This is a genomic window from Mesorhizobium sp. M0227, assembly GCF_040321855.1.
Lineage (GTDB): Bacteria > Pseudomonadota > Alphaproteobacteria > Rhizobiales > Rhizobiaceae > Mesorhizobium.
Genome location: NZ_JAMYSJ010000016.1, coordinates 103,674 through 124,913 on the forward strand (window position 1 = coordinate 103,674; position 21,240 = coordinate 124,913).

Consider the following 21,240-nt stretch of genomic DNA (forward strand, 5'->3'; position numbering starts at 1 on the left):
CAACCTTACCTGCCATAGTAGAGCGTAACCGTGTGCTTCGCCTCGGCGAAGAACAGCCAACGTTCGACCAGCATGCCGGCGAACTGGATTGCAGCAGCAAGTACCGTCAGCAACGCTGCCAGCGGCCATGGCAGGGCGAACACAATGGCGAGCAGCCCCAAGGGCAACACGAAGGCCAGAAGCTGCGTGATGTGGCGCAGCCGCGCGCTGTGCTTGCGCGCGATGCGGAAACCCATTTCCTTGAGCAGGTAGTTTTCCTCGGTATGCGGCCATTCCAGCGACCGCACCGTGCCTCCGGCCAACCCGGTCGCGGTGTTGGCGGTGGTCGCGATCTCCAATCGGTCGTTGTAGCGCCAGGTCGCGAGCTTCCAGCCCCAGCCGAGCAAGGTGAGCAGCAAGCAAGCCGCCAGAAGCATCTTCGAGCCGAGAGCAAATCCCTGCAGCAGCGCGTTCAGCAGCACGCTGCCGGTCATCGCCGAGAAGATGAGGTAGGCCGGTAGAGTGTAGCGGCTGTGCCACTGGGCGATCGGCTTCAGCGACGCATAGATCATGCCTGTGGTGCAGACGGTGACGATCGCGCCGCAGGCCGCCAGCAATCCGGCAATGGCCACCCAGCCACTGGTGCGGCCAAAAAATACCCAACCGATGCCAAACAGTCCCGCCGGAATGAAGGTGATGACCGAGGCGACGCCTTCGCGCGACAGCCATGAACTGCGCCATTGCGAGAACGCCCGCCAGGCGCGTTCGGGTCTGCCGAGGTGGCCAGTCGAGGACAACAGTCCGGCTACGATCAGGCCGAGCGCCAGCCCCATGCCGATGAAGCCCAGCCAGAAATCGGGTGGGATGATCTGGAATCCTCCGAGCACGCCCAGCAGCGCGAGCAGGCCGTAGCCCGCCCCGGTGGCGGTGGTGAAGAAGACGACGGAGAAGGCTGGATGCATGGGTCAGTTCGAAAGCATGCGGTCGACCCAGCCGAGGAAACCGCCTTCGGCCCCCACCAGTTCGAGTGCGGGTGCTGCCACCGATGCGGCGCGCGTGGTGTGGGCGCGCGGCGGCAGGTATTTGTTGGTCGGGCGATAGCCGAGCTCAGGCATCAGGTCGACGCCGCCACGCTCCGCCACCAGTTGCGAAACCGCCGATAGGGGATCGCCGAGATCGCCGAAATGCCGGGCGCTGGTCGGGCAGGCGGCGACGCAGGCCGGTACGCGGTCCTCTTCGGCCAGATTGTCATTGTAGATGCGGTCGACGCACAGCGTGCACTTCTTCATCACCCCGACGTCCGTATCGAATTCTCGCGCGCCATAGGGACAGGCCCAGCTGCACAATTTGCAGCCGATGCACTTGTCCTCGTCGATCAGCACGATGCCGTCCGAGGCCCGCTTGTAGGAGGCGCCGGTCGGGCAGACGGTGACGCAGGCCGGTGTCTCGCAATGCAGGCAGGAACGCGGAAAATTGACGGTGCGCCCGCCCATCTCGGTCGTGTGCTCGTAAGCGTGCACGCGGTTGAACCAGACGCCGTCGACATGGCCGCCATAGGGGTCGATGTCGGTCAGCGGTGCCATGTGGCCGCCGGTGTTCCATTCCTTGCAGGCGGTGACGCAGGCCTGGCAGCCGACGCAGGTGTCGAGATCGATGACGAGGCCGAGCTTCTTGCCGCTTTGGCTTGGCAGACAGGTCATTCGGTCGCCTCTCTTGCCCTGCGGAATTCGGCACCGAAGCGAAGGATGTCGGGTGAGGGTTCGAAATGCGGCGGCTGCCGGAAACGCTCGAATTGCGGCTCGGTGAAGCCGGCTTCCTCGACAGCGCATTTGACGATGCGCACGCGCAGGTCGAACCATGCGGCCTGGCCTGTGACCGGATCGGAATTCGAATAGCGTTTGCCCTGTGCATCGGCCGAGGTCTGGTCGCCGATGATATGGTTGAGCAGGAAGCCACGGTTGCTCTCGGCCGCGTCGTCCTTCAGCCCCCAGCTGCCGCGCCGCTTGCCGATGGCGTTCCAGGTCCAGACCGTGCTTTCGTTGACCCCGTCGATCAGCTTGATCTGCCCCTTCACCCTGCCGTTGATGCTTTCGATCCACACCCAGTCGTCATCGACAAGGCCAAGGCCGGCTGCCGTCCGGTGATGCACGAACAGCCGGTTCTGGCTGGTGATCTGCCGCAGCCACGCATTCTGCGATCCCCAGGAATGGTACATGTGCATGGGCCTCTGCGTCAGCGCATGCAGCGGATATTTTTCGAGGTCGACGACCGCTTCCTCGAAGGGCATGTACCAGAAGGGCAGCGGGTCCATGTAGGTCTCGATGCGCTGGCGATCGCCCTTTGGCGGCAATACGGGGCCATACCCACGCGCGGCGAGGCGGAAGCGCTGCATCGGCTCGCAATAGAGCTGGAAGACGATTGGCTCCGCCTTGGGGATGAAGCCCATCTGCACCGCGAAGTCGAGATAGGAGCGGTTGGCCATCTTATAGTAGCGCTGGTCGTCGGCGAAATCGTGATGCCAGAAGCCGCCATTGTCGATGTAGCGCTGCAACTGATCCGGGTTGGCCTCGCCCCTGCCGGTCGAGGTCCCATCCTTGCCGCGCCAGCCGGCGAGCGGGCCGATGCCGGGCGTGCGCTCATGATTGACGATGTAGTCGGCGTAGTCGCGGTATTTGGCCGTGCCGTCCTCATCGACGAAACCGGGCATGCCGAGCCGGGCGCCGAGTTCGATCAGCACCGACTGGAACGGCCTGACGTCGCGGTCCGGCTCGACGACGGGATAGCGGATGGCGTCGCCCGGTCCGTCGGCATGGCTGATGGGCCGGTCGAGCAGGCTGATGCAATCATGCCGCTCGAGATAGGTGGTATCCGGCAGCACCAGGTCGGCGAACGGCACGGTCTCGGAATAATAGGCATCGGAATAGATGATGAAGGGAATCTTGTAGTTGCCCGCTTCGTCGCTGTCGGTCAGCATGGCAATGGTCTCAACGGTGTTCATCGAGGAATTCCACGCCATGTTCGACATATACATCATCAGCGTATCGATCGGGTACGGGTCGCCGGCCCAGGCATTGCGGATGACGGTGTGCATCAGGCCGTGCGCGGCCAGCGGCGCGTCCCAGGAATAAGCCTTGTCGATACGAAGCGGTGTGCCGGCCTCATCGACAAGCAAATCGTCCGGCCCGCAGACGAAACCGAGTGGCATGCCGTCAAGCGGCGTCATCGGCTTGACGGTTTTGCCGGCCGGCTTCGGTCCTGGCGGAGCGGAGCGGGGGTAGGGCGGCTTGAAACGGAAACCGCCGGGAACATCCACCGTGCCCAGCAACACTTGGAGGAGATGGATGGCGCGGCAGGTGTGAAAGCCGTTCGAATGGGCCGAGATGCCGCGCATGGCGTGCATCGAGACAGGCCGCCCTTTGATGGTCTCGTGCCGGCGCCCGGCCCAGTCGGTCCAGGCGATCGGCAGTTCGATCGTCTGTTCGAAGGCGACATGCGCAAGTTCGGCGGCGATCCTGCGGATCGTATCGGCGGCAATGCCGCAACGCTCGGCGACCGCGTCCGGCGCATAGCTCTCATCGAGGTAGCGGTCGGCGATGAGCTGAAACACCGGGACGCAGTGGCGCCCGCCGATCGTGAAGCTGCCCGTCAGTGCCGGCTTCGCACTGGCATCAGTGGCGCCGACAGGCGTCTTCGCAACCCTGTCCCACGCCAGGGGATTTCCGTCGGCGTCGCGCACGAACAGCCCGTCATCGGCGGCACCCGACTCCTGCACGACGAGAACATGGGCATTGGTGTAGCGCAGCAGATAATCGAGATCGACGCGGCCCGCCTTGAGCAATTCGTGGATGAGGGCGAATACGAACAGCCCATCGGTGCCGGGCCGAATGCCGATCCAGTCGTCTGCGATGGCATTGTAGCCGGTGCGGCACGGGTTGATCGAGACGACCTTGGCGCCGCGCGCCTTGAGTTTGCCGAGGCCGATCTTGATCGGGTTGGAATCGTGATCCTCGGCGACGCCGAACAGCATGAAATACCGGGTGTTGTCCCAGTCGGGCTCACCGAATTCCCAGAACGAACCGCCGATCGTGTAGAGACCGCCGGCCGCCATGTTGACCGAGCAGAAGCCGCCATGGGCGGCAAAGTTCGGCGTGCCGAACTGGCTCGCCCACCAGCCGGTCAGCGACTGCGACTGATCGCGGCCGGTGAAGAAGGCCAGTTTCTTGGGGTCGGTCCGGCGGATCGCCGAGAGCCGTTCGGTGGCGATCGAAAACGCCTCTTCCCATTCGATCTCGCGGAACTCGCCAGAGCCGCGCAGGCCGGTGCGCAGCAGCGGCTTCTTCAGCCTTGCCGGACTGTAGTGCTGCATGATGCCGGAGCTGCCCTTGCCGCAGATCACGCCGCGATTGACCGGGTGGTCCTTGTTGCCGTTGATGTAGCGGACCTTGCCATCCTTGATGTGCACATCGATGCCGCAGCGGCAGGCGCACATGTAGCAGGTCGTCTTGGCGATGCTGTCGGAAACATCAGGCGAGGTGTCGACGCCGTCGCCTTCGTCAGGCGCTCGCGTGTCGGCAAGCGGGCGTTGCGATGGTGCCGAATTCGCGCCGCGCGGCGGTCCCTGCATCATGATCCGGTGGCGCCTGTACGGCCCATGGATTTGGCCCGCGTCTTCGGTCCGGGGCCGCGCATGTAATGCTCTTCCGGGTGGTAGCGATCGCCGGCCAGCCGCCGTCTTATGCCGCGGGTCCAATGCGCAAGCAGGGATCTGAACCGCCCGACCATTCTGCTCTCTGCGATCTCTCGGCGAATTTTTTCTAACTTCACCCAAAAACTTAGAATAAAGCTATCGATCCGTCTAATCAGTTGTTCTTGTAAATTCGATCGATATTGGTTCTTAATGCAGACATGACCCTGGACCAGTTGCGGATTTTCGTCGCCGTCGCAGAGCGCGGCCATATGACCAAGGCGGCGGAACTGCTGGGCATTTCGCAGTCGGCCGCATCGGCCGCCATCCGGGCGCTTGAAGAACAGCACGGCGTCCATCTGTTCAACCGCGTCGGCCGCAACATCGAGCTTGCCCAGACCGGCCACCGGTTCCTGCCGGAGGCCAAGGCCGTGCTCGAGCGGGCCGCCGCCGCGCGCAATGTGCTGGAGCATGTCTCACAGACCGTCACCGGCAGCCTCTCGATCGCCGCCAGCCAGACCATCGCCAGCTATTGGCTGCCGCGCCGGCTGGCTTCCTTCCACGAAGCCTATCCGGCCGTCAGGCTAAGCGTCTCCATCGGCAACACCAGGCAGGTCGAGGCCAATGTCCTCGATGGCGCCGCGGATCTCGGCCTGGTCGAAGGCCGCACCGAGTCCGACATATTGCGCCGCGCCAAGGTCGACGTCGACAGGCTGATGCTGGTGGTTGCCAGCGCGCATCCGGAGATCCCCGAAGTCGCGCCCGGCCGCCCTGACATCAAGGGCCTGCGCTGGATCATCCGCGAGGGTGGTTCGGGTACGCGCGAGGTGCTGGAGGATCTGGCGCGCCACGAAGGGATTTCGCTCGCCGACCTCCAGATATTCCTGGTGCTGCCGAGTAATGAGGCTATCCGCCAGGCGGTCGAGGCAGGAGCCGGCGCCACCATCATTTCGGAGCTTGTCGTGGCCCGCGCCGTGGCCGAAGGCGGTCTGAGATCGGTGCCGCTCGAACTGCCGAAACGCGACTTCGCCATGATCACTCATCGCGATCGCCAGGCAAGCCTGGCCCAGATGGCGCTCAAGGCACATCTGGGTACGGAGATGAACGGGTCCGCGCCAAGATAGGGTCCGTTGAGATTCAGGTCAGGCCGAGTCGAAAATGGCTGACGCCGAGAACCGGAGCGGAGCGTACTTAAAGTACGTGAGCACCGGAAGCGCAGGTACCAGCCATTTGCAGGCCGGCATCACCTGAATATCAATGGACCCTGATCAGCCGAACTTCCGTTGGGCATCTAGCGCCAGCCCAAGTCCGACCGAGCCGAACATGTCGCCTTCGATGACGGACGCCTGCGGCACCAGCGACAGGATTTCTCGTCTGGCCAGCGGGATCGCGGTCGATCCGCCAGTCAGGAACACCGCGGTGATGTCGGATGGCTTCACCTCAGCGTCACGGATGGTCTGCGCCACCGTTGCTGTGACACGCTCGATATCCCTGGCGATCGTGGCATCCAGCCCGTTGCGCGTGATTTCGGCGGCGAACTCCGCACCCGGCAGCTTCACCACGACATCTGCGGACGATCTGTCGGTCAGCTGTATCTTGGCCTTCTCGACGAGTGCCGCCAGCGCGTGTCCATAGCGGTGTTCGACGATGTGGATGAAACGGCCGACCAGGTCGGCGCGCTCGGCCTCGTAGCGGATCTGGCGCAGATGCGTCATCGCCCTGGCGGTGTAGACCAGATTGATGCGCTGCCATGTCGCCAGATCGATGAAGTAGCTTGCCGGCAGATTGCGCTTGCCGTCCTTGGTTGGCGTCAAATAGCCGAGCTGCGGCATCACATGGGCGATGCTCAGCTGCCGATCGAAATCCGTGCCGCCGATGTGGACGCCCCGGCTGGCCAGGATGTCGTCCTTGCGGTCGAGCGACCGGGAGCGCTGCGGTGAAACGCGCACGATCGAGAAGTCCGACGTGCCGCCGCCCATATCGATGATCAGCGCCAGTTCCTCGCGCGTCACCTTCTGCTCGTAGTCGAGCGCCGCCGCGATCGGCTCGAACTGGAAAGCGATGTGCTTGAAGCCCTGGGCACACGCGGCGTTCTCGAGTTCGCTTTGCGCCTTCGCGTCGGCCTCGGCATCGTCATCGACGAATTGCACCGGCCGGCCAAGCACGACGGTCTCGACCGTATCGCCGGCATCTGCTTCCAGCCTCTTCTTGAGATGGCCGAGGAACATGCCGACGATCTCCATGAAGCCGATCGACCGCGATTTGATGCGGGTCTTTTCATGGGCCAGCGAACTGCCGAGCACGCTCTTCAGAGAACGCATCAGCCGGCCTTCGACGCTGTCGGTGTAGTTGGCGATGGCGTGGCGGCCAAAGCAGGTGCGGTTGTCCTCGAAGTTGAAGAATACGGCACTGGGTAGCGTCACCTGGCCGTCCTCAAGCACGACGAGCCGCGGCTGCCCGTTGCGGACCACGCCAACGGTGGAGTTCGAAGTCCCGAAGTCGATGCCGCCGAAGGCTGGTCGCATGACAAGTTCCTGTATTTGTCGTCGGCGAGCCAAGAGGCGCCATGAGAAATCGCGCGCTGTCCGGGGACGGGCTGCTCTGCCGAACCGAATTGTTTGTGTGTGCCATTTGGCCGGGGAGCGCGGTCTACCGCATGCCTCGGCAAAGGGAAACCACTTTTCGGGAAAGTTCTGAAGTGCGTCGCGTTTGAGCGGATTCACGCGACGCACTTCAGGTCTTGATTCGATGCATGTCGTTCTCCCAAAACCGGGGCCACTTTTGGGCGACATGCATTAGTCCCGCCGGAAGATCAGCCTTCCAAGCCAGCCAGTCAGCATGGCCAGCGATATCGCGAAGACGCCATAGAGGAACGAATAATTGTGCGCGACACGGAAGATCGACTGCTCGAAACCGGATTTGCGGATTTCGAGCTGGGCCGAGCTTTCCTTGATGAACAGGCCGCTCTTGAACAGGAACGCGCGGGCTTTATGGGTTCCAACTGGCACATTCGGTGCCAGCCTGACGGTGGCGCGGAAAAGGTTCTGCGACAAAAATTGCACGCCGCCGACATTCTCGCTGTAGAGGCCGGTCGCCGACTTGCGCTCCCGCAGTGCCGCCGTGAACTCCTCGATCGTCGCCGGGCTGTCGCCGGCATCGGCGGGCTGCATATAGAGGTTGGAGGCGCCGAGCGACAGCTGCTTGTAGCTGTTGGGTTCGGTGATGTCCTGCAGCGGCCGCGTCGTCGCCACCGAATAGGAGACGGGCACGTTTTCGAAGGTCTCGGAGTCCAGATTGACCCAGACGCCGAGCACCCTGTCCTTGCGGCGCACCACCACCGGCTTGGGCGGACCTTCGAGCACGACGATGACGTCGTAACGGCCTTGGCGCGCGACGAGTGGATCCGGGTTTTCCAGCGAACCGAAGATGGTCAGGTCGGCCCCGGAAAAGCCGGCGGTGATCGAGACGTTGTCGGTGGAGAGCCCGATCTGGATGCCTTCGGTCAGCGGGACCTGTGCCTTCGCCGGCACGGCGGCCGCAAGCAGCGACAGGACAATGGCGGTTGCGAATGTGTTGCGAGCCCTCATCAGTTGAGGCCCGCGGCAGACAGCGAATAGAGGTTGGGCGGGGTGACGAACAGATCGATCGCCAATCGTATCGCCACCGCCAGCACGAGCAGCGCCAGCAACGCCCTGAGCTGCTCGCCGCGCAGCCTCTGGCCGGCCTTGGCGCCGTACTGCGCACCGGCGACGCCGCCCGCCATCAGCAGGAAGGCCAGCACGACATCGACCGTCTGGTTGGTGGTGGCGTGGACCAGCGTCGTATAGGCGGAGGTGAAGATGATCTGGAACAGCGAGGTGCCGATGACGACGTTGGTCGGCACTTTCAGCAGATAGATCAGTGCCGGCACCATGATGAAGCCGCCGCCGACGCCCATGATCGACGACAGGAAGCCGATACCGGCGCCAAGGCCAAGTACGGGGATGACGCTGACGAACAGTTTTGACGCCCTGAACCGCATCTTCAGCGGCAAGCGGTGGATCCAGTTGTGCTGGCCGGATTTCTTCAGCACCGGCGCCGCACCGCTGCGCGTGGCGCGCAGCGCATTGACGCTTTCGACCAACATCAGCCCGCCGACGGTGCCGAGCAGCACGACGTAGAGCAGCGAGATGAACAGGTCGAGCTGGCCGAGGCGGCGCAGGAAGGCGAAGACGTAGATGCCGCCGGTGGAGCCGACAATGCCGCCGGCCAGCAACACCCCGCCGAGCTTGAAATCGAGCGTACCCCGCTTCATGTGCGAAAGGACGCCGGAGACGGAGGAGGCGATGACCTGGTTGGCGCCGGTGGCGACAGCGATCGCCGGGGGTATGTTGTAGAAGATCAACAGCGGCGTGATGAGGAAGCCGCCGCCGACACCGAACATGCCCGACAGGAAACCCACCGCCGCGCCCATGGCCAGCAGGACGAAGATATTGACGGAAATTTCCGCGATCGGGAGATAGATGCCCACCCGTCAGTCTCGATCAGTTCTGCCTGTCGGCGAATGCAACCGTTGCGGGCATCTTGGACCGACAAGCCAATTCGTTCTTGCGCCGGAGGTGCTGCGAAGTCAAACCGCGCTACGCCGCCGAAACAAAAAACATCTCAATCAGTTAACAGGCGAATGTGTGGCAGAGGCGTCGTGGAAACGACGCCTCCGCCGTTATTTGCGCGCCAGCAGCGCCTTGACCAGTTTTTCATCGACTTCGCCGGTCGCCGGCATCTTGTTGTCGGTCTGGAAAGCCATGATCGCGGTCTTCGTCTTCTGGCCCATCTTGCCGTCGGCGCCGCCGGCGTCGTAGCCGTTCTTGTTGAGAATGCGCTGGATGTTCTGGACGGCCTTCTTCATGTCGATGCTGGCTGTCGTCTGCGGTGTGCCGTCCTGCCAGGATTCAGGAATGTCGGCCGAATTGGCCGCCGCATCCAACGGCTTGGCCTTCCACAGCTCAGTCGCGGCGCGGGCGCGTTCGAGCTGCTCGGGCCGCAGCGCATTGGCGATCTCGTCACGCTTGGCCGCCGCATCCTTGTCGCCGGTCTTGGCGACAAGCGCGAACCATTTGTAGGATTCCTCGAGGTTCTGTTTCATGCCGACGCCCTTAGCGGCGAGGATGCCGAGGTTGAACTGGCTGTCCTTGACGCCGACATCGGCCGCCGCCTGGAACCAGTGCGCGGCCGATTCATTGTCGGTCACGCCGTCTGCCGCCATGGCGAACAGGACGGCTAGATTGTGCATGCCGCTGGCGTTGCCCTGTGCTGCGGCAAGCTGGTACCAGGTCTTCGCCTTCTTGATGTCGCGCGCGACGCCGATGCCCTTTTCGTAGAAATTTCCGATGCGGTATTCGGCCGGCGCGAAGCCGAGTTCCGCCGATTTCTCGTACCATTTGGCCGCTGCCGCCATGTCTTCCTTGACGCCGCGCGACTCGGCATAGCGCGAGCCGATTTCGAACAGCGCCTTGGCGTCGCCGCCGGCGGCGGCATCACGCAAGGCGGGCGGGCCGGCGTCAGCGGGAATGTCGAACTTTGCCGTCGTCGCCGGCGAAGCGTCCACCGGCGGAACCGCGCCCGTGGTGTCCTTGGCGATGGTCGGCTCTGCCGCCATAGGCTGGATGCCGGTGTCGGTATCGGCAGCTTCCGGGGCGACCGGAACGGTCGAGGGCGGCGCAGCCGGGGCTGTTGTCTCGGACACCGCTGGGTTCGCATCGGCCGATGTGGCCAAGGCGACGGGCGCCGGAACCGGCTCGGCGGTCGGCGCGGCACCCATCGACGGCTCGGCGCCTGACGGCGTGGCAATCATGCTTTGCGCGGCCATGTCGTCCTTGGTTGCCGGTGCGGACGGCTCGGCCTGTCTGACGGCATGGTCCGGCGCGCTTTCCACTGCCGCGGGCTGCGCGTCCGTCTTTGGCTGGCTCGCGGCATCGAGCGAGGCGGTCTGCACCGGCTGCGAGGCGACGATCGGCGCGACATCGTTGCTCGCCACCTGGGCCGGATCGGCGAAGAAGGCCTTGCCCAGTTGCAGAGCGCCCAGCGCCAGCAGGATCGCGGTTGTCCCCATCAGGATCGGCTTGCGCCGTGCCTTGAGCAGGTCGCCGATCCGCAGCGCCTTCACCGGTCCGGTCACCGTCGACTGGCGCTTCAGCGCATCGGCCTCGGCGGCCGCGGCCCGCCCCGCGCGCGGGGCCGCGGCGATAAAGTCCGATTTGGCGGCATCGGTGTCGCTGGGCTTGGCCGGCTGGCCGCGCTCGTCACGCACGCGCTTCATGATGGCATTGAGGTCAGGTGCGCCGGAGCCGGGCTCCAGCGGCCGGTTGGCCATTTTCGGATCGAGCGGCTCGTCGAGATCGACGCTCGGGATCGGGGCACTCGGCGCCGAGCCGGCCAGTGGCGGGATGTCCGCCTCCTTCTTGCCCTTGAAGGCGCGGGCCAGCCCGCCGAACAACGACTTGCGGCCGCCTGCCTGTTCGCCTTTCTCGGCGATCGTGTCCGAACCGAGCGCGGCCATGGCAGCCGCCGCCGCAGCCTCGGCCGGCGTGCGCGTGCCGATACCAATACCCAGGTCGCCACGCGTACCCAGGTCGCCACGCGTACCCAGGTCGCCACGCGTACCCAGGTCGCCACGCGCACTCGGCTCGTTGCGCAGGATGGCGGCGGCACGGCCATCGAGATCGGCCATGTCCCCGGTCAATGGCAGGGGCTGATCGATATCCATCGACGGCGCGTCGACAGCCATCTTGGGCCGCCGGGCGCCGCGCCAGTTGCTCGGCTCGGCCGGTGCCGCATCCAGCAATTCGCTCATCGCCTCGACCGGCTCGCCGGGTTCGAGCGAACCTAGCCGGTCGACGATCTTGAGCAACGTGTCGTGGATGGCCTCGAACGTTCTCGAATTGCGCTCGTCGGAGCGCCGCGTCAGCGTTTCAAGTGTCTTCAAATCCTGGGCGAGGCCGGAAACCGCGGTCGTATTAGCGCTCGAACCGGCCAGCGATTGCACTGCGTTCTCGGCCGCTTCGCGCGCCGCGCCAAGGATGGAATCGCGGGTTCCTGCGAGCGACTTTTCAATTTCGTTGAGACGCGGGCTGATGTCCTCGAATTCCGGCAGCGGGGTGCTGGGCTTGGAAAGATGAGCGGACAGGCCGGCAACCTGTGCTTCCAGGCTGCGGATCAGCGCCGGATCGATGCCGGCGACCTGTGCGGCCGACGCGTCCAGCCGGCTTGAAATGTCTTCGAGCCGGCTCTCCAGGCCGCGGATCGCGGCTTCGCCCGCGGGATCGGGCACACGCGTTTCCATACGCTTGGCGAGCGCCGTAAAGCGGGCATCGATGGCTTCCATGATGCCGGCGCTGTCGACCTGCGGCATGCGCTGGTCGAGCCTGTCGGCAACCTCGTCCAGTCTGCGCTCGAGATCGCGGAACAGCATGTTGCCCTGTTCGATGGCGTCACCCTGGCGGCGTTCCATCATGCTCGACAGCACGTCGAAGCGCTGCTCCAGCCCATGGAAGATGTAGTCGGCGTCAGGCATGGCGGGCGCCTGGTCGATCTTGTCGGCGATGAGTGCGATCTGCTTGGCCAGGCGCTCCATCGCCTGCTCGGGCAGATTGGCGCGACCGCCGAGCTCGTCGACCCGACCGGACAGCGTGCTCAGCCGGTCCATGACCGCGTTGCCTGGACGATCCTGCGCCACTTCCTCGATCTGGCTGGCAAGCGAGTCGATCCGCCTCTCGATGCGCTCGAAAGCCTCGTGGTCGAATGAATTGGCTTGCGCCGCGACCGTGGATGCGACGATGGCGCGGGAGATCTCGTCCAGCCGCTCGTCGATCATGCCAAGTGTGTCGCTGCCGCGATTGTCCTGCTGGCTGGCGAAATGGTCGACAGCGCCGGCAAGCGTGCGCACCTTCTCCTCCAGCGAGCGCAGCGACAACGATTCCGGCAAATTGTTGACGGCATTGCTGATTTGCTCCAGCCGGGCCGTCAGAGCAGACAGGCCCGGGTCGTCCGAGCGCTTGAGCTGGTCGGCGTCGACGCGGTCTTCGAACGCCGTCCAGCGGCGATCGAAATCGTCCCAGCGGCGGTCGACCTTCTGCACGCTCTCTTCGCGTGCCAGCGTGTCGAGTGCGGCTTTGACCTGTTCGAGTTCGAGCCGCAGCATGTTGACGCTTCTGTCGTCGCTCTTCTCGGCCAGGGTCTGGATGGCGCCCGAAAGCCGCTCGAACTCAAGGCCGAGTTCAGCACTGCCCTTGGCCAAAGCACCGGGCCTTGCGCCTGACTGGAAAGCCCGCTCGATGTCCTTGCGCAGCGCTTCGAATTCCCGCTGCAGACCTGCGGTCATCTGGTGGCGCAGTTCCTCGCGCATGCCGCGCAATTCGCCGGCGATCTTGCCGACCATGGCGACGCCATCCTCCTGGCCGCGCACGCGATCGATATCGCGGGCAATGGCCTGGTAATTCTGCTCGAAAGCGGCGGCTCCCTGCATCGGGCTCTTCGGACGCGGCGCGGGCTGCGGGTCCTCATACCAGCGCTGCTGGCCAGAGGGCCGGGCGGCGGGATAGCGCGCGTCGGCAGCATATTGGCGGGGATCGGTTTGGCGCAGATCTGGTTGGCGGGGATCGGGACGTGCCATCGGATCCTCGCGCGTCCGCTCCAGCCGCTGCTCCAGCGTCTCCAGCGACTGGTTCAACTGCTCGAGCGTGGTCTGCGGCCTGCGCTGCCTGCCGGCATTGAGTGTATCGAGATAGGACCGCTTGCTGTTCATCGGTGCGTCCGTCTTTCAGAATGGCTGGCTCGCGGCCAGTTCCCCCAGGTCCCTATCGGAACGAAGGCGACCGGCGGCGATGCCGCGGCGGAAGACGAGCTTCCCGGGCTCTCGCCCGCGCTCCGAAAAACCGTGAAAAATTCGATACAGGATAAACACGGGTAGCCGACCCGCCCACATTTCCCCCAACGTGGTAAACAACGCGTTAACCAAACTTAAGAAATTGAAAGGATGTCGGCTGCCGGCCTGACGGTGCGGCATAAAGGGCGCCGCGCAGAACGCCCTTGCGTCATCATGCGGCAATCGGTATAGAATTGACGTAAACGTAAAAGGCGCATTGAGCGCATGTTTGCGATTTGTTTGTTGAAACCACGACTGGAAGCAGGCCCCCGCTTCCAGTCAGGCGACGCACGGTCCGAGACCGCGACGCCACCAGACGGGGAAGCCAGTGACCATGAAGCTTATCTCGGCCGGCGAGACCGCGGCCAATACCAATATGTCTGCCGAAGCCGGCGAGGATCTCGTCCGCATCGGCGAGATGGCGAAGAAATATGGAGTGACGCTGCGCACGCTGCGTTTCTACGAAGACAAAGGCCTGCTCAACCCGCAGCGTGACGGATCGACCCGTCTCTACACGCGCCGCGACAAGGCCCGTCTCAAGCTGATCCTGCTTGGCCGCAAGGTTGGATTCTCGCTGCGCGATGTCAAGCAGATGATGGATCTCTACGATCCGACCGGTTCAAACACCAAGCAGCTCAAGCTCGCGCTGGACAAGTCGGAAAAGCAGCTTGCCCGCCTGCAGAAGCAAAAGGCGCTGATCGACGACGCCATCAACGAGCTGAGCGGCTCGATGTCGGCGGTGCGACAGATGCTGAGCGAGCGTTCGGCACCGCAGGCGAGCGCCGCCAGCTAAGTCCTCCGCCAATTGTCTGACGATCAAAGCCGCGTGGCCTGCCACGCGGCTTTTCGTTGTCCTGGCCCACTCTTATGGCCTTTCGGCGCTGGCTTGCGCAACGTCGCGCCGCTACGCTCATTGCTCCAGTGGGCGGGGAATCTTGTCGCATCGAAAAAATTGACGTTTACGCACACGTCAATTTTTGCTATCCGCTCCCAATATGGGTCCGCATGCCGCCCTGGCTTGTCTTGGGGGTATTCGGACCGGGTTTGCAGGGTGGAGAAAAGCATGCCGACATACAGGGCTCCGGTCCAGGATACGCTGTTCGTGCTCAACGAGGTTCTGGGTTATCAGCGTTATTCGAACCTTCCCGGATTTGCCGATGCCACGCCCGATGTGCTCGAGGCGATCCTCGCCGAAGGCGCCAAGCTCGCCGAAAACGTCATGCATCCGCTGAACCGTGTCGGCGACATGGAAGGCTGTGTGCGTCACGACGATGGCTCGGTGACCACGCCGAAAGGCTTCAAGGAGGCCTTCGACCAGTATCGTGAGGGCGGCTGGATGGGATTGGCCGCACCCGTCGAGTTCGGCGGCCAGGGCCTGCCCTATGCCGTGCACACCGCTGTCGCCGAATATATGGTCTCGGCCAATATGTCCTTGATGATGTATCCGGGCCTGACGCAGGGTGCGATCGCCGCGATCATCACCCACGGCACCGACGAGCAGAAGGCGACATGGTTGCCGAGGATGATCGAGGGTGCCTGGACCGGCACCATGAACCTGACAGAGCCGCATTGTGGCACGGATCTCGGCCTGTTGCGGACAAAGGCGGTGCCGAACGGCGATGGCACCTATAAAATTTCAGGCCAGAAGATCTTCATCTCGGCCGGCGAACACGACATGTCGGACAACATCGTCCATCTGGTTCTGGCCCGCATCGAGGGCGCGCCGGAAGGCGTCAAGGGCATCTCGCTGTTCATCGTGCCGAAGCTCAAGCTCGACCCGTCGGGCAATCCGGGCACCAGGAACACCGTCTCCTGCGGCTCGATCGAGGAGAAGATGGGCATCCATGGCAATTCGACCTGCGTCATGAACTATGACGAGGCTGAGGGCGCGCTGCTCGGCGAGGCCAATGGCGGCCTGAAGGCGATGTTCACGATGATGAACGAGGCGCGCCTCGGCGTCGGCCTGCAGGGGCTTTCGCTGTCGGAGATCGCCTACCAGAACGCCGTGTCCTACGCCAAGGACCGTTTGCAGGGCCGCTCATTGTCGGGGCCGAAGGCGCCGGACAAGAAGGCCGACCCGATCATCGTCCATCCCGACATCCGCCGCAGCCTGATGACCATGAAAGCCTTCAACGAGGCCGGCCGCGCGCTGGCGCTGTGGACGGCGATCAAGTCCGATGTCGCTCACCGCTCGGGTGACGACAAGGACCGCCAGGCCGCCGACGACTACACCGGCCTGATGACACCGGTGGTCAAGGGCGTGCTCACGGACAAAGGGTTCGACCACGCCGTCATGGCGCAGCAGGTGTTCGGCGGTCACGGCTATATAGAAGAGCATGGCATGAGCCAGTTCGTGCGCGATGCCCGCATCGCCATGATCTATGAAGGCGCCAACGGCATCCAGGCGCTCGACCTCGTCGGCCGCAAGCTCGGCCTGAATGGCGGCCGCGCCGTGCAGGCCTTCTTCAAGGAGGTCGGTGAGTTCTGCGAGGAGAACCGCTCCGACGAGAAGATGGCGCCATTCACCAAGGCGCTGAAGAAAGGTCTCAACGATTTGCAGGCGGCGACCATGTGGCTGGTGCAGAACGGCATGGCCAAGCCCGACAATGCCGGTGCGGCCTCGACCGACTACATGCATCTCTTCGGCCTGGTTGCTCTGGGCTATATGTGGGCGCAGATGGCCAAGGTGGCACTTGGCAAGACTGACGCCAATGGCGCGCAATCCTCTTATGAAAACAACGTGGCTTTCTACGACAACAAGGTCGTGACGGGGCGCTTCTTCATGGAGCGGATCATGCCGGAGACGTCGGCGCATCTCGCCCGCATTTCGAGCGGCGCCGACACATTGATGGCACTGCCGGCGGAAGCGTTCTAAAGATGACCTGCGTCCCCCTCCCTCTCGAGGGGAGGGTGGCCCGAAGGGCCGGGAGGGGTCGTTGCGGCAGTGCGCCGGCTTCAGTTTCGATGATGCATCTCGGGAGGAGTATCATACCAGCATGACCAACCCAGCTGAAATCCTTGGCCTTCCGAAGCCCTCCTGGGCGGCGGACGAGGTCGGCATGCTCTACGACATGGCGCATCGCTTCATGTCGGAGGAGATCGCGCCGCGCTACGACGAGTTCGAGAAGAACGAGATGGTCGATCGCGAAAGCTGGCTGAAGGCAGGTTCCGCCGGCCTGCTCTGCGCCTCGATGCCGGAGGAATATGGCGGTTCCGGCGGCACATTCGCGCATGAGAGCGCTATCATCGAGGCCATCGGCCATGTCGGTGTCGACGGGTTCGGCATCGGCCTGCACAATTCGATCGTCGCCCCTTATATCCTCCACTACGGCTCCGAGGAGCAGAAAAAGAAATGGCTGCCGAAACTGGCGACCGGCGAGCTGATCGGCGCCATCGCCATGACCGAGCCCGGCGCCGGCTCCGACCTGCAGGGCGTCAAGACGCGGGCGCAGAAGGATGGCAATCAATACAAGATCAACGGTTCCAAGACCTTCATCACCAATGGGCAGCTTGCGAACTTCATCATCGTCGTCACCAAGACCGATCCGGAGAAGGGCGCCAAGGGCACCTCGCTGATCGTCGTCGAGACCGACGAGGTCGAAGGTTTTCAGCGCGGCCGTAACCTCGACAAGATCGGGCTCAAGGCCAACGACACGTCGGAGCTGTTCTTCAACGACATGCGCGTGCCGACCTCCAACCTGCTCGGCCACGAGGAAGGGCAGGGCTTCGTCCAGTTGATGCAGCAACTGCCGCAGGAGCGACTGCAGATCGGCACCGGCGCCATTGCGATGATCGAGCGGGCGCTGGCGCTGACTATTCGTTACGTCAAGGAGCGCAAGGCGTTCGGCAAGGCGATCATCGATTTCCAGAACACCCAGTTCAAGCTGGCCGAACTCAAGACCGAGGCCACCATCGGCCGCGTCTTCTACAATGATTGCGTCACCCGCCACATCGCCGGCGGCCTCGATCCTGTGACCGCGTCGATGGCCAAGTACTGGCTCAGCGACCTGCAGGGAAAAGTCGTCGACGAATGCCTTCAACTGCATGGCGGCTATGGCTACATGAATGAATATCCGATCGCCCGCATGTTCCGCGACGCTCGCGTCCAGCGCATCTACGGCGGCACCAATGAGATCATGAAATTGCTGATCGGCCGCTCTCTCTGAGGGCGACGACCGGCAAACCCAAGGAGCAAGCAAATGGCTGAAGCTTATGTCTATGACGCTGTGCGCACACCGCGCGGCAAGGGCAAGAAGGACGGATCGCTGCACGAGGTGCCGGCGGTGCGGCTTGCCGCCAAGACGCTCGAGGCGCTGCGCGACCGCAATGGGCTCGACACCGGCAATGTCGATGACATCATCTTCGGCTGCGTCGATCCGGTCGGCGAAGCCGGCTCGGTCATTCCGCGCGCCGCCGCCTTCGAGGCCGGCTACGACACCAAGGCGCCCGGCATGCAGATCTCACGCTTCTGCGCTTCCGGGCTCGACGCCATCAATTTCGGCGCCGCCAAGATCGCGCAGGGCGCCGATGAGATCGTCATTGCCGGCGGCGTCGAATCGATGTCGCGTGTCGGCATGGGCGCCTCGGGCGGCGCCTGGTTCATGGATCCTTCGGTCGGCCTGCCCGGCTGGTTCGTGCCGCAAGGCATCTCGGCCGACCTGATCGCCACCAAATACGGCTTCAGCAGAGACGACGTCGACGCCTATGCGGTCGAGAGCCAGAAGCGCGCCGCCAAATCCTGGGCCGATGGCCGCTTCAAGAATTCCGTCGTCCCGATCAAGGACCAGAACGGCCTGACCATCCTCGACCATGACGAACATATGCGCCCGTCCACCGACATGCAGTCGCTGGCCTCGCTCAACCCGTCCTTCGTCATGCCAGGCGAAATGGGCGGCTTCGATGCCGTCGCCGTGCAGAAGCATCCCGAGGTGGAAGAGGTCAATCACGTCCATCATGCCGGCAATTCCTCCGGCATCGTCGATGGCGCCGCCGCCGTGCTGCTCGGTTCGAAGAAGGCGGGCAAGGCGATGGGGCTGAAGCCGCGCGCCCGCATCCGCACCTTCGCCAACATCGGCTCCGAGCCGGTGCTGATGCTGACCGGCCCGGTCGACGTCACCGAGAAGCTGTTGAAGCGCGCCAAGATGAAGCTCTCGGACATCGACCTGTTCGAGCTCAACGAAGCCTTCGCTTCGGTGGTGCTGCGCTACATGCAGGCGTTCGACATCGATCACGACAAGATCAACGTCAATGGCGGTGCTATCGCTATGGGTCATCCGCTCGGCGCCACCGGCGCGATGATCTTCGGCACGGTGCTGGACGAACTCGAGCGCCGCGATCTCAACACCGCTCTGGTGACGCTGTGCATCGGCGCTGGCATGGGAACCGCAACCATCATCGAACGCGTCTGACGGGGAGAGAAACGATGAGCTACACCAATTTCACCCTCGACATCGACGCCGACGGCATTGCGCTGGTCACCTGGGACATGCCTGGCCGCTCGATGAACGTTTTCACCGAAGAGGCGATGCGGGAATTGAACGCCATTGTCGACAAGGTGGCTGGTGATGCCGCCATCAAGGGCGCCGTGATCACTTCCGGCAAGGATACCTTCTCCGGCGGTGCAGACATCACCCTGCTGCAGAAGATGCTGACGACCTTCGCTGCGGAAAAGGGCAAGGACGCCGAAAAGGCGACCAAGGCGCTGTTCGACAATGCCGGCATGATGACCGGCCTGTTCCGCAAGCTGGAAACTTGCGGAAAGCCGTGGGTGTCGGCGATCAACGGCACCTGCATGGGCGGCGCCTTCGAATTGTCGCTCGCCTGCCACGGCCGTGTCGCCGCCGACAGCGACAAGGTAAAAATGGCGCTTCCCGAGGTGAAGATCGGCATCTTCCCCGGCGCCGGCGGCACCCAGCGCGTACCGCGGCTGACCGATCAGCAGCAGGCGCTGCAGATGCTGACCTCCGGCCAGACCCTGTCGCCGCAGAAAGCCAAGTCTATGGGCCTGATCCATGAGATCGCCGAGCCGGTCAGACTGGTCGAGACCGCCAAGGCGATGATCAGGAATGGCCTGAAGCCGGTGGCGCCATGGGACGAGAAAGGTTTCAAGCTGCCCGGCGGCCCGATCTACTCGGTGGCGGGCGCCAATCTGTGGCCACCGGCCATCGCCATCCTGCGTCGCGAGACCTACGGCAATTATCCGGCCGCCGCCGCGATCCTCAAATGCGTCTATGAAGGCCTGCTGGTGCCGTTCGACACCGCCTTGCGCATCGAGCAGCGCTATTTCACCGAGATCATGCAGACCAGGGAAGCGGCGGCGATGATCCGCTCGCTGTTCGTGTCGCTGCAGGAACTGAACAAGGGCGCCCGCCGCCCGGCCGGCGTGCCGGAAACCAAATTCAAGAAGATCGGCATTCTCGGGGCCGGCTTCATGGGCGCGGGCATCGCCTATGTCACCGCCAAGGCCGGCATCCCGGTGGTGCTGCTCGACCGTGATCTGGAGTCGGCGACCAAGGGCAAGGCGCATTCCGACGGCCTGATCTCGGATCAGGTTAAGAAGGGCCGCGCCAAGCCGGAGGACAAGGACAAACTGCTGTCGCTGATCACGCCGACGGCGGACTATGCCGACCTTGCCGGCTGCGATCTGGTGGTCGAGGCCGTTTTCGAGGATTCGAGCGTGAAGAAGAGCGCCACCGAACAGGCGGAAGCCGTGCTGAAGCCATCGGCGATCTTCGCGTCGAACACCTCGACCATTCCGATCACCGGCCTGGCGAAGAATTCTGCGCGGCCGAAGAATTTCATCGGCATCCATTTCTTCTCGCCGGTCGACAAGATGATGCTGGTCGAGATTATTTTGGGCAAGAAGACCGGCGACAAGGCGCTGGCCACCGCGATCGACTTCGTTCGCGCCATCAAGAAGACGCCGATCGTCGTCAACGACACGCGCGGCTTCTACGTCAATCGCTGCGTGCTGCGCTACATGTCGGAAGCCTACAAGATGCTGATCGAGGGCGTTCCCGCGCCGATGATCGAGAACGCGGCGAAGGCAGCCGGCATGCCGGTCGGCCCCCTGGCGCTGACCGACGAGACGGCCATCGACCTTGCCCAGAAGATCATGAAGCAGACCATCAGGGATTTGGGCGACAAGGCGGTCGATCCCAAGCAGATGGCGCTGATCAACACCATGGTCGACGATCACGGCCGCTTCGGCCGCAAGAACGGCAAGGGTTTTTACGATTACCCGGCGAAGCCCGCCAAGAAGAAGCTGTGGCCGGGCCTTAGGGATCTCTATCCGCAGCTTGCACCCGAGAAGGTCGATTATGGGGAACTGCAGCAGCGGCTGCTGGTCACCATCGCGCTGGAAGCGGCGCGGGTGATGGAAGAAGGCATCGTCACCGACCCGCGCGAGGCCGATGTCGGCTCGATCCTCGCTTTCGGCTTCGCTCCCTACACCGGCGGTGCGCTGTCCTACATCGACGGCATCGGCGCCAAGGCATTCGTCAAGATCGCCAAGGGCTTGCAGAAGAAATACGGCGCCGAGTTCAAGGCGCCCAAGCTGCTGCTCGACATGGCCGAGAAGGGCGAGAGCTTCTACCAGCGTTTCGATCCCTATGCGAAAGGCGACGTGAAGCAGGCAGCCTGACGCATGAGCAAAATCAAGCGTCTTGCAGCGACC

General features: G+C 63.6%; 13 protein-coding genes. 6 read left to right on the forward strand and 7 right to left on the reverse strand.

Translation table 11 applies throughout. The annotated features are described in order from the left end of the window. Window positions 1-5: 5 nt before the first annotated feature. From NKJ00_RS21465 to NKJ00_RS21475, 3 genes are read right to left on the reverse strand one after another with little or no spacing between them, the layout of a single operon-like run. A complete protein-coding gene (locus NKJ00_RS21465) occupies window positions 6-941 on the reverse strand; it encodes a dimethyl sulfoxide reductase anchor subunit family protein (RefSeq protein WP_128304350.1) in 936 nt (311 codons plus the stop codon). 3 nt (window positions 942-944) lie between these two features. Continuing rightward, complete coding sequence (locus tag NKJ00_RS21470; protein WP_352631067.1) at window positions 945-1,679, reverse strand: 4Fe-4S dicluster domain-containing protein; 735 nt, start codon at window positions 1,677-1,679, stop codon at window positions 945-947. Further along, entirely contained in the window at window positions 1,676-4,606 is a 2,931-nt protein-coding gene (locus tag NKJ00_RS21475) for a molybdopterin oxidoreductase family protein (RefSeq protein WP_164892953.1), read from the reverse strand. Before NKJ00_RS21475 ends, NKJ00_RS21470 begins: the two co-directional genes overlap by 4 nt. A gap of 278 nt (window positions 4,607-4,884) precedes the next feature. Here NKJ00_RS21475 and NKJ00_RS21480 point away from each other — a divergent pair, with 278 nt between their 5' ends. Then, entirely contained in the window at window positions 4,885-5,787 is a 903-nt protein-coding gene (locus NKJ00_RS21480; RefSeq protein ID WP_128304351.1) for a LysR substrate-binding domain-containing protein, read from the forward strand. A gap of 144 nt (window positions 5,788-5,931) precedes the next feature. Here the strand turns inward: NKJ00_RS21480 and NKJ00_RS21485 are convergent, their stop codons facing one another. From NKJ00_RS21485 to NKJ00_RS21500, 4 genes are all read right to left on the reverse strand, one after another. Then, window positions 5,932-7,188, reverse strand: a complete 1,257-nt coding sequence (locus NKJ00_RS21485) for an Hsp70 family protein (protein WP_352610738.1) — start codon at window positions 7,186-7,188, stop codon at window positions 5,932-5,934. Window positions 7,189-7,458: 270 nt separating this feature from the next. Continuing rightward, window positions 7,459-8,250 carry a TIGR02186 family protein gene (locus NKJ00_RS21490; RefSeq protein WP_027161734.1) on the reverse strand — a complete coding sequence of 264 codons (792 nt, stop codon included), beginning with the start codon at window positions 8,248-8,250 and terminating at the stop codon, window positions 7,459-7,461. Next, window positions 8,250-9,173 (reverse strand): sulfite exporter TauE/SafE family protein, encoded by a 924-nt coding sequence (locus tag NKJ00_RS21495; protein WP_023811359.1) that lies wholly within the window; start codon window positions 9,171-9,173, stop codon window positions 8,250-8,252. The genes NKJ00_RS21490 and NKJ00_RS21495 overlap by 1 nt, the downstream gene beginning before the upstream one ends. Before the next feature lie 192 nt (window positions 9,174-9,365). Further along, window positions 9,366-13,445 carry a peptidoglycan-binding protein gene (locus tag NKJ00_RS21500; protein WP_352631069.1) on the reverse strand — a complete coding sequence of 1,360 codons (4,080 nt, stop codon included), beginning with the start codon at window positions 13,443-13,445 and terminating at the stop codon, window positions 9,366-9,368. A 454-nt stretch (window positions 13,446-13,899) separates the two neighbouring features. On the opposite strand from NKJ00_RS21500, the gene NKJ00_RS21505 reads away from it, so the two are divergent. The 5 genes from NKJ00_RS21505 (at window position 13,900) to NKJ00_RS21525 (ending at window position 21,207) form a co-directional block, all read left to right on the forward strand. Continuing rightward, window positions 13,900-14,358, forward strand: a complete 459-nt coding sequence (locus NKJ00_RS21505) for a MerR family transcriptional regulator (protein ID WP_128304373.1) — start codon at window positions 13,900-13,902, stop codon at window positions 14,356-14,358. Between the two features lie 270 nt (window positions 14,359-14,628). Beyond that, entirely contained in the window at window positions 14,629-16,440 is a 1,812-nt protein-coding gene (locus tag NKJ00_RS21510; RefSeq protein WP_352610735.1) for an acyl-CoA dehydrogenase, read from the forward strand. A gap of 121 nt (window positions 16,441-16,561) precedes the next feature. Continuing rightward, window positions 16,562-17,731, forward strand: coding sequence for an acyl-CoA dehydrogenase family protein (locus NKJ00_RS21515; RefSeq protein WP_352631071.1), 1,170 nt, complete (start codon window positions 16,562-16,564; stop codon window positions 17,729-17,731). 33 nt (window positions 17,732-17,764) lie between these two features. Beyond that, entirely contained in the window at window positions 17,765-18,973 is a 1,209-nt protein-coding gene (locus NKJ00_RS21520; protein ID WP_127295300.1) for an acetyl-CoA C-acetyltransferase, read from the forward strand. A 14-nt stretch (window positions 18,974-18,987) separates the two neighbouring features. Then, a complete protein-coding gene (locus NKJ00_RS21525; RefSeq protein WP_352610731.1) occupies window positions 18,988-21,207 on the forward strand; it encodes a 3-hydroxyacyl-CoA dehydrogenase NAD-binding domain-containing protein in 2,220 nt (739 codons plus the stop codon). Window positions 21,208-21,240 lie beyond the last annotated feature (33 nt).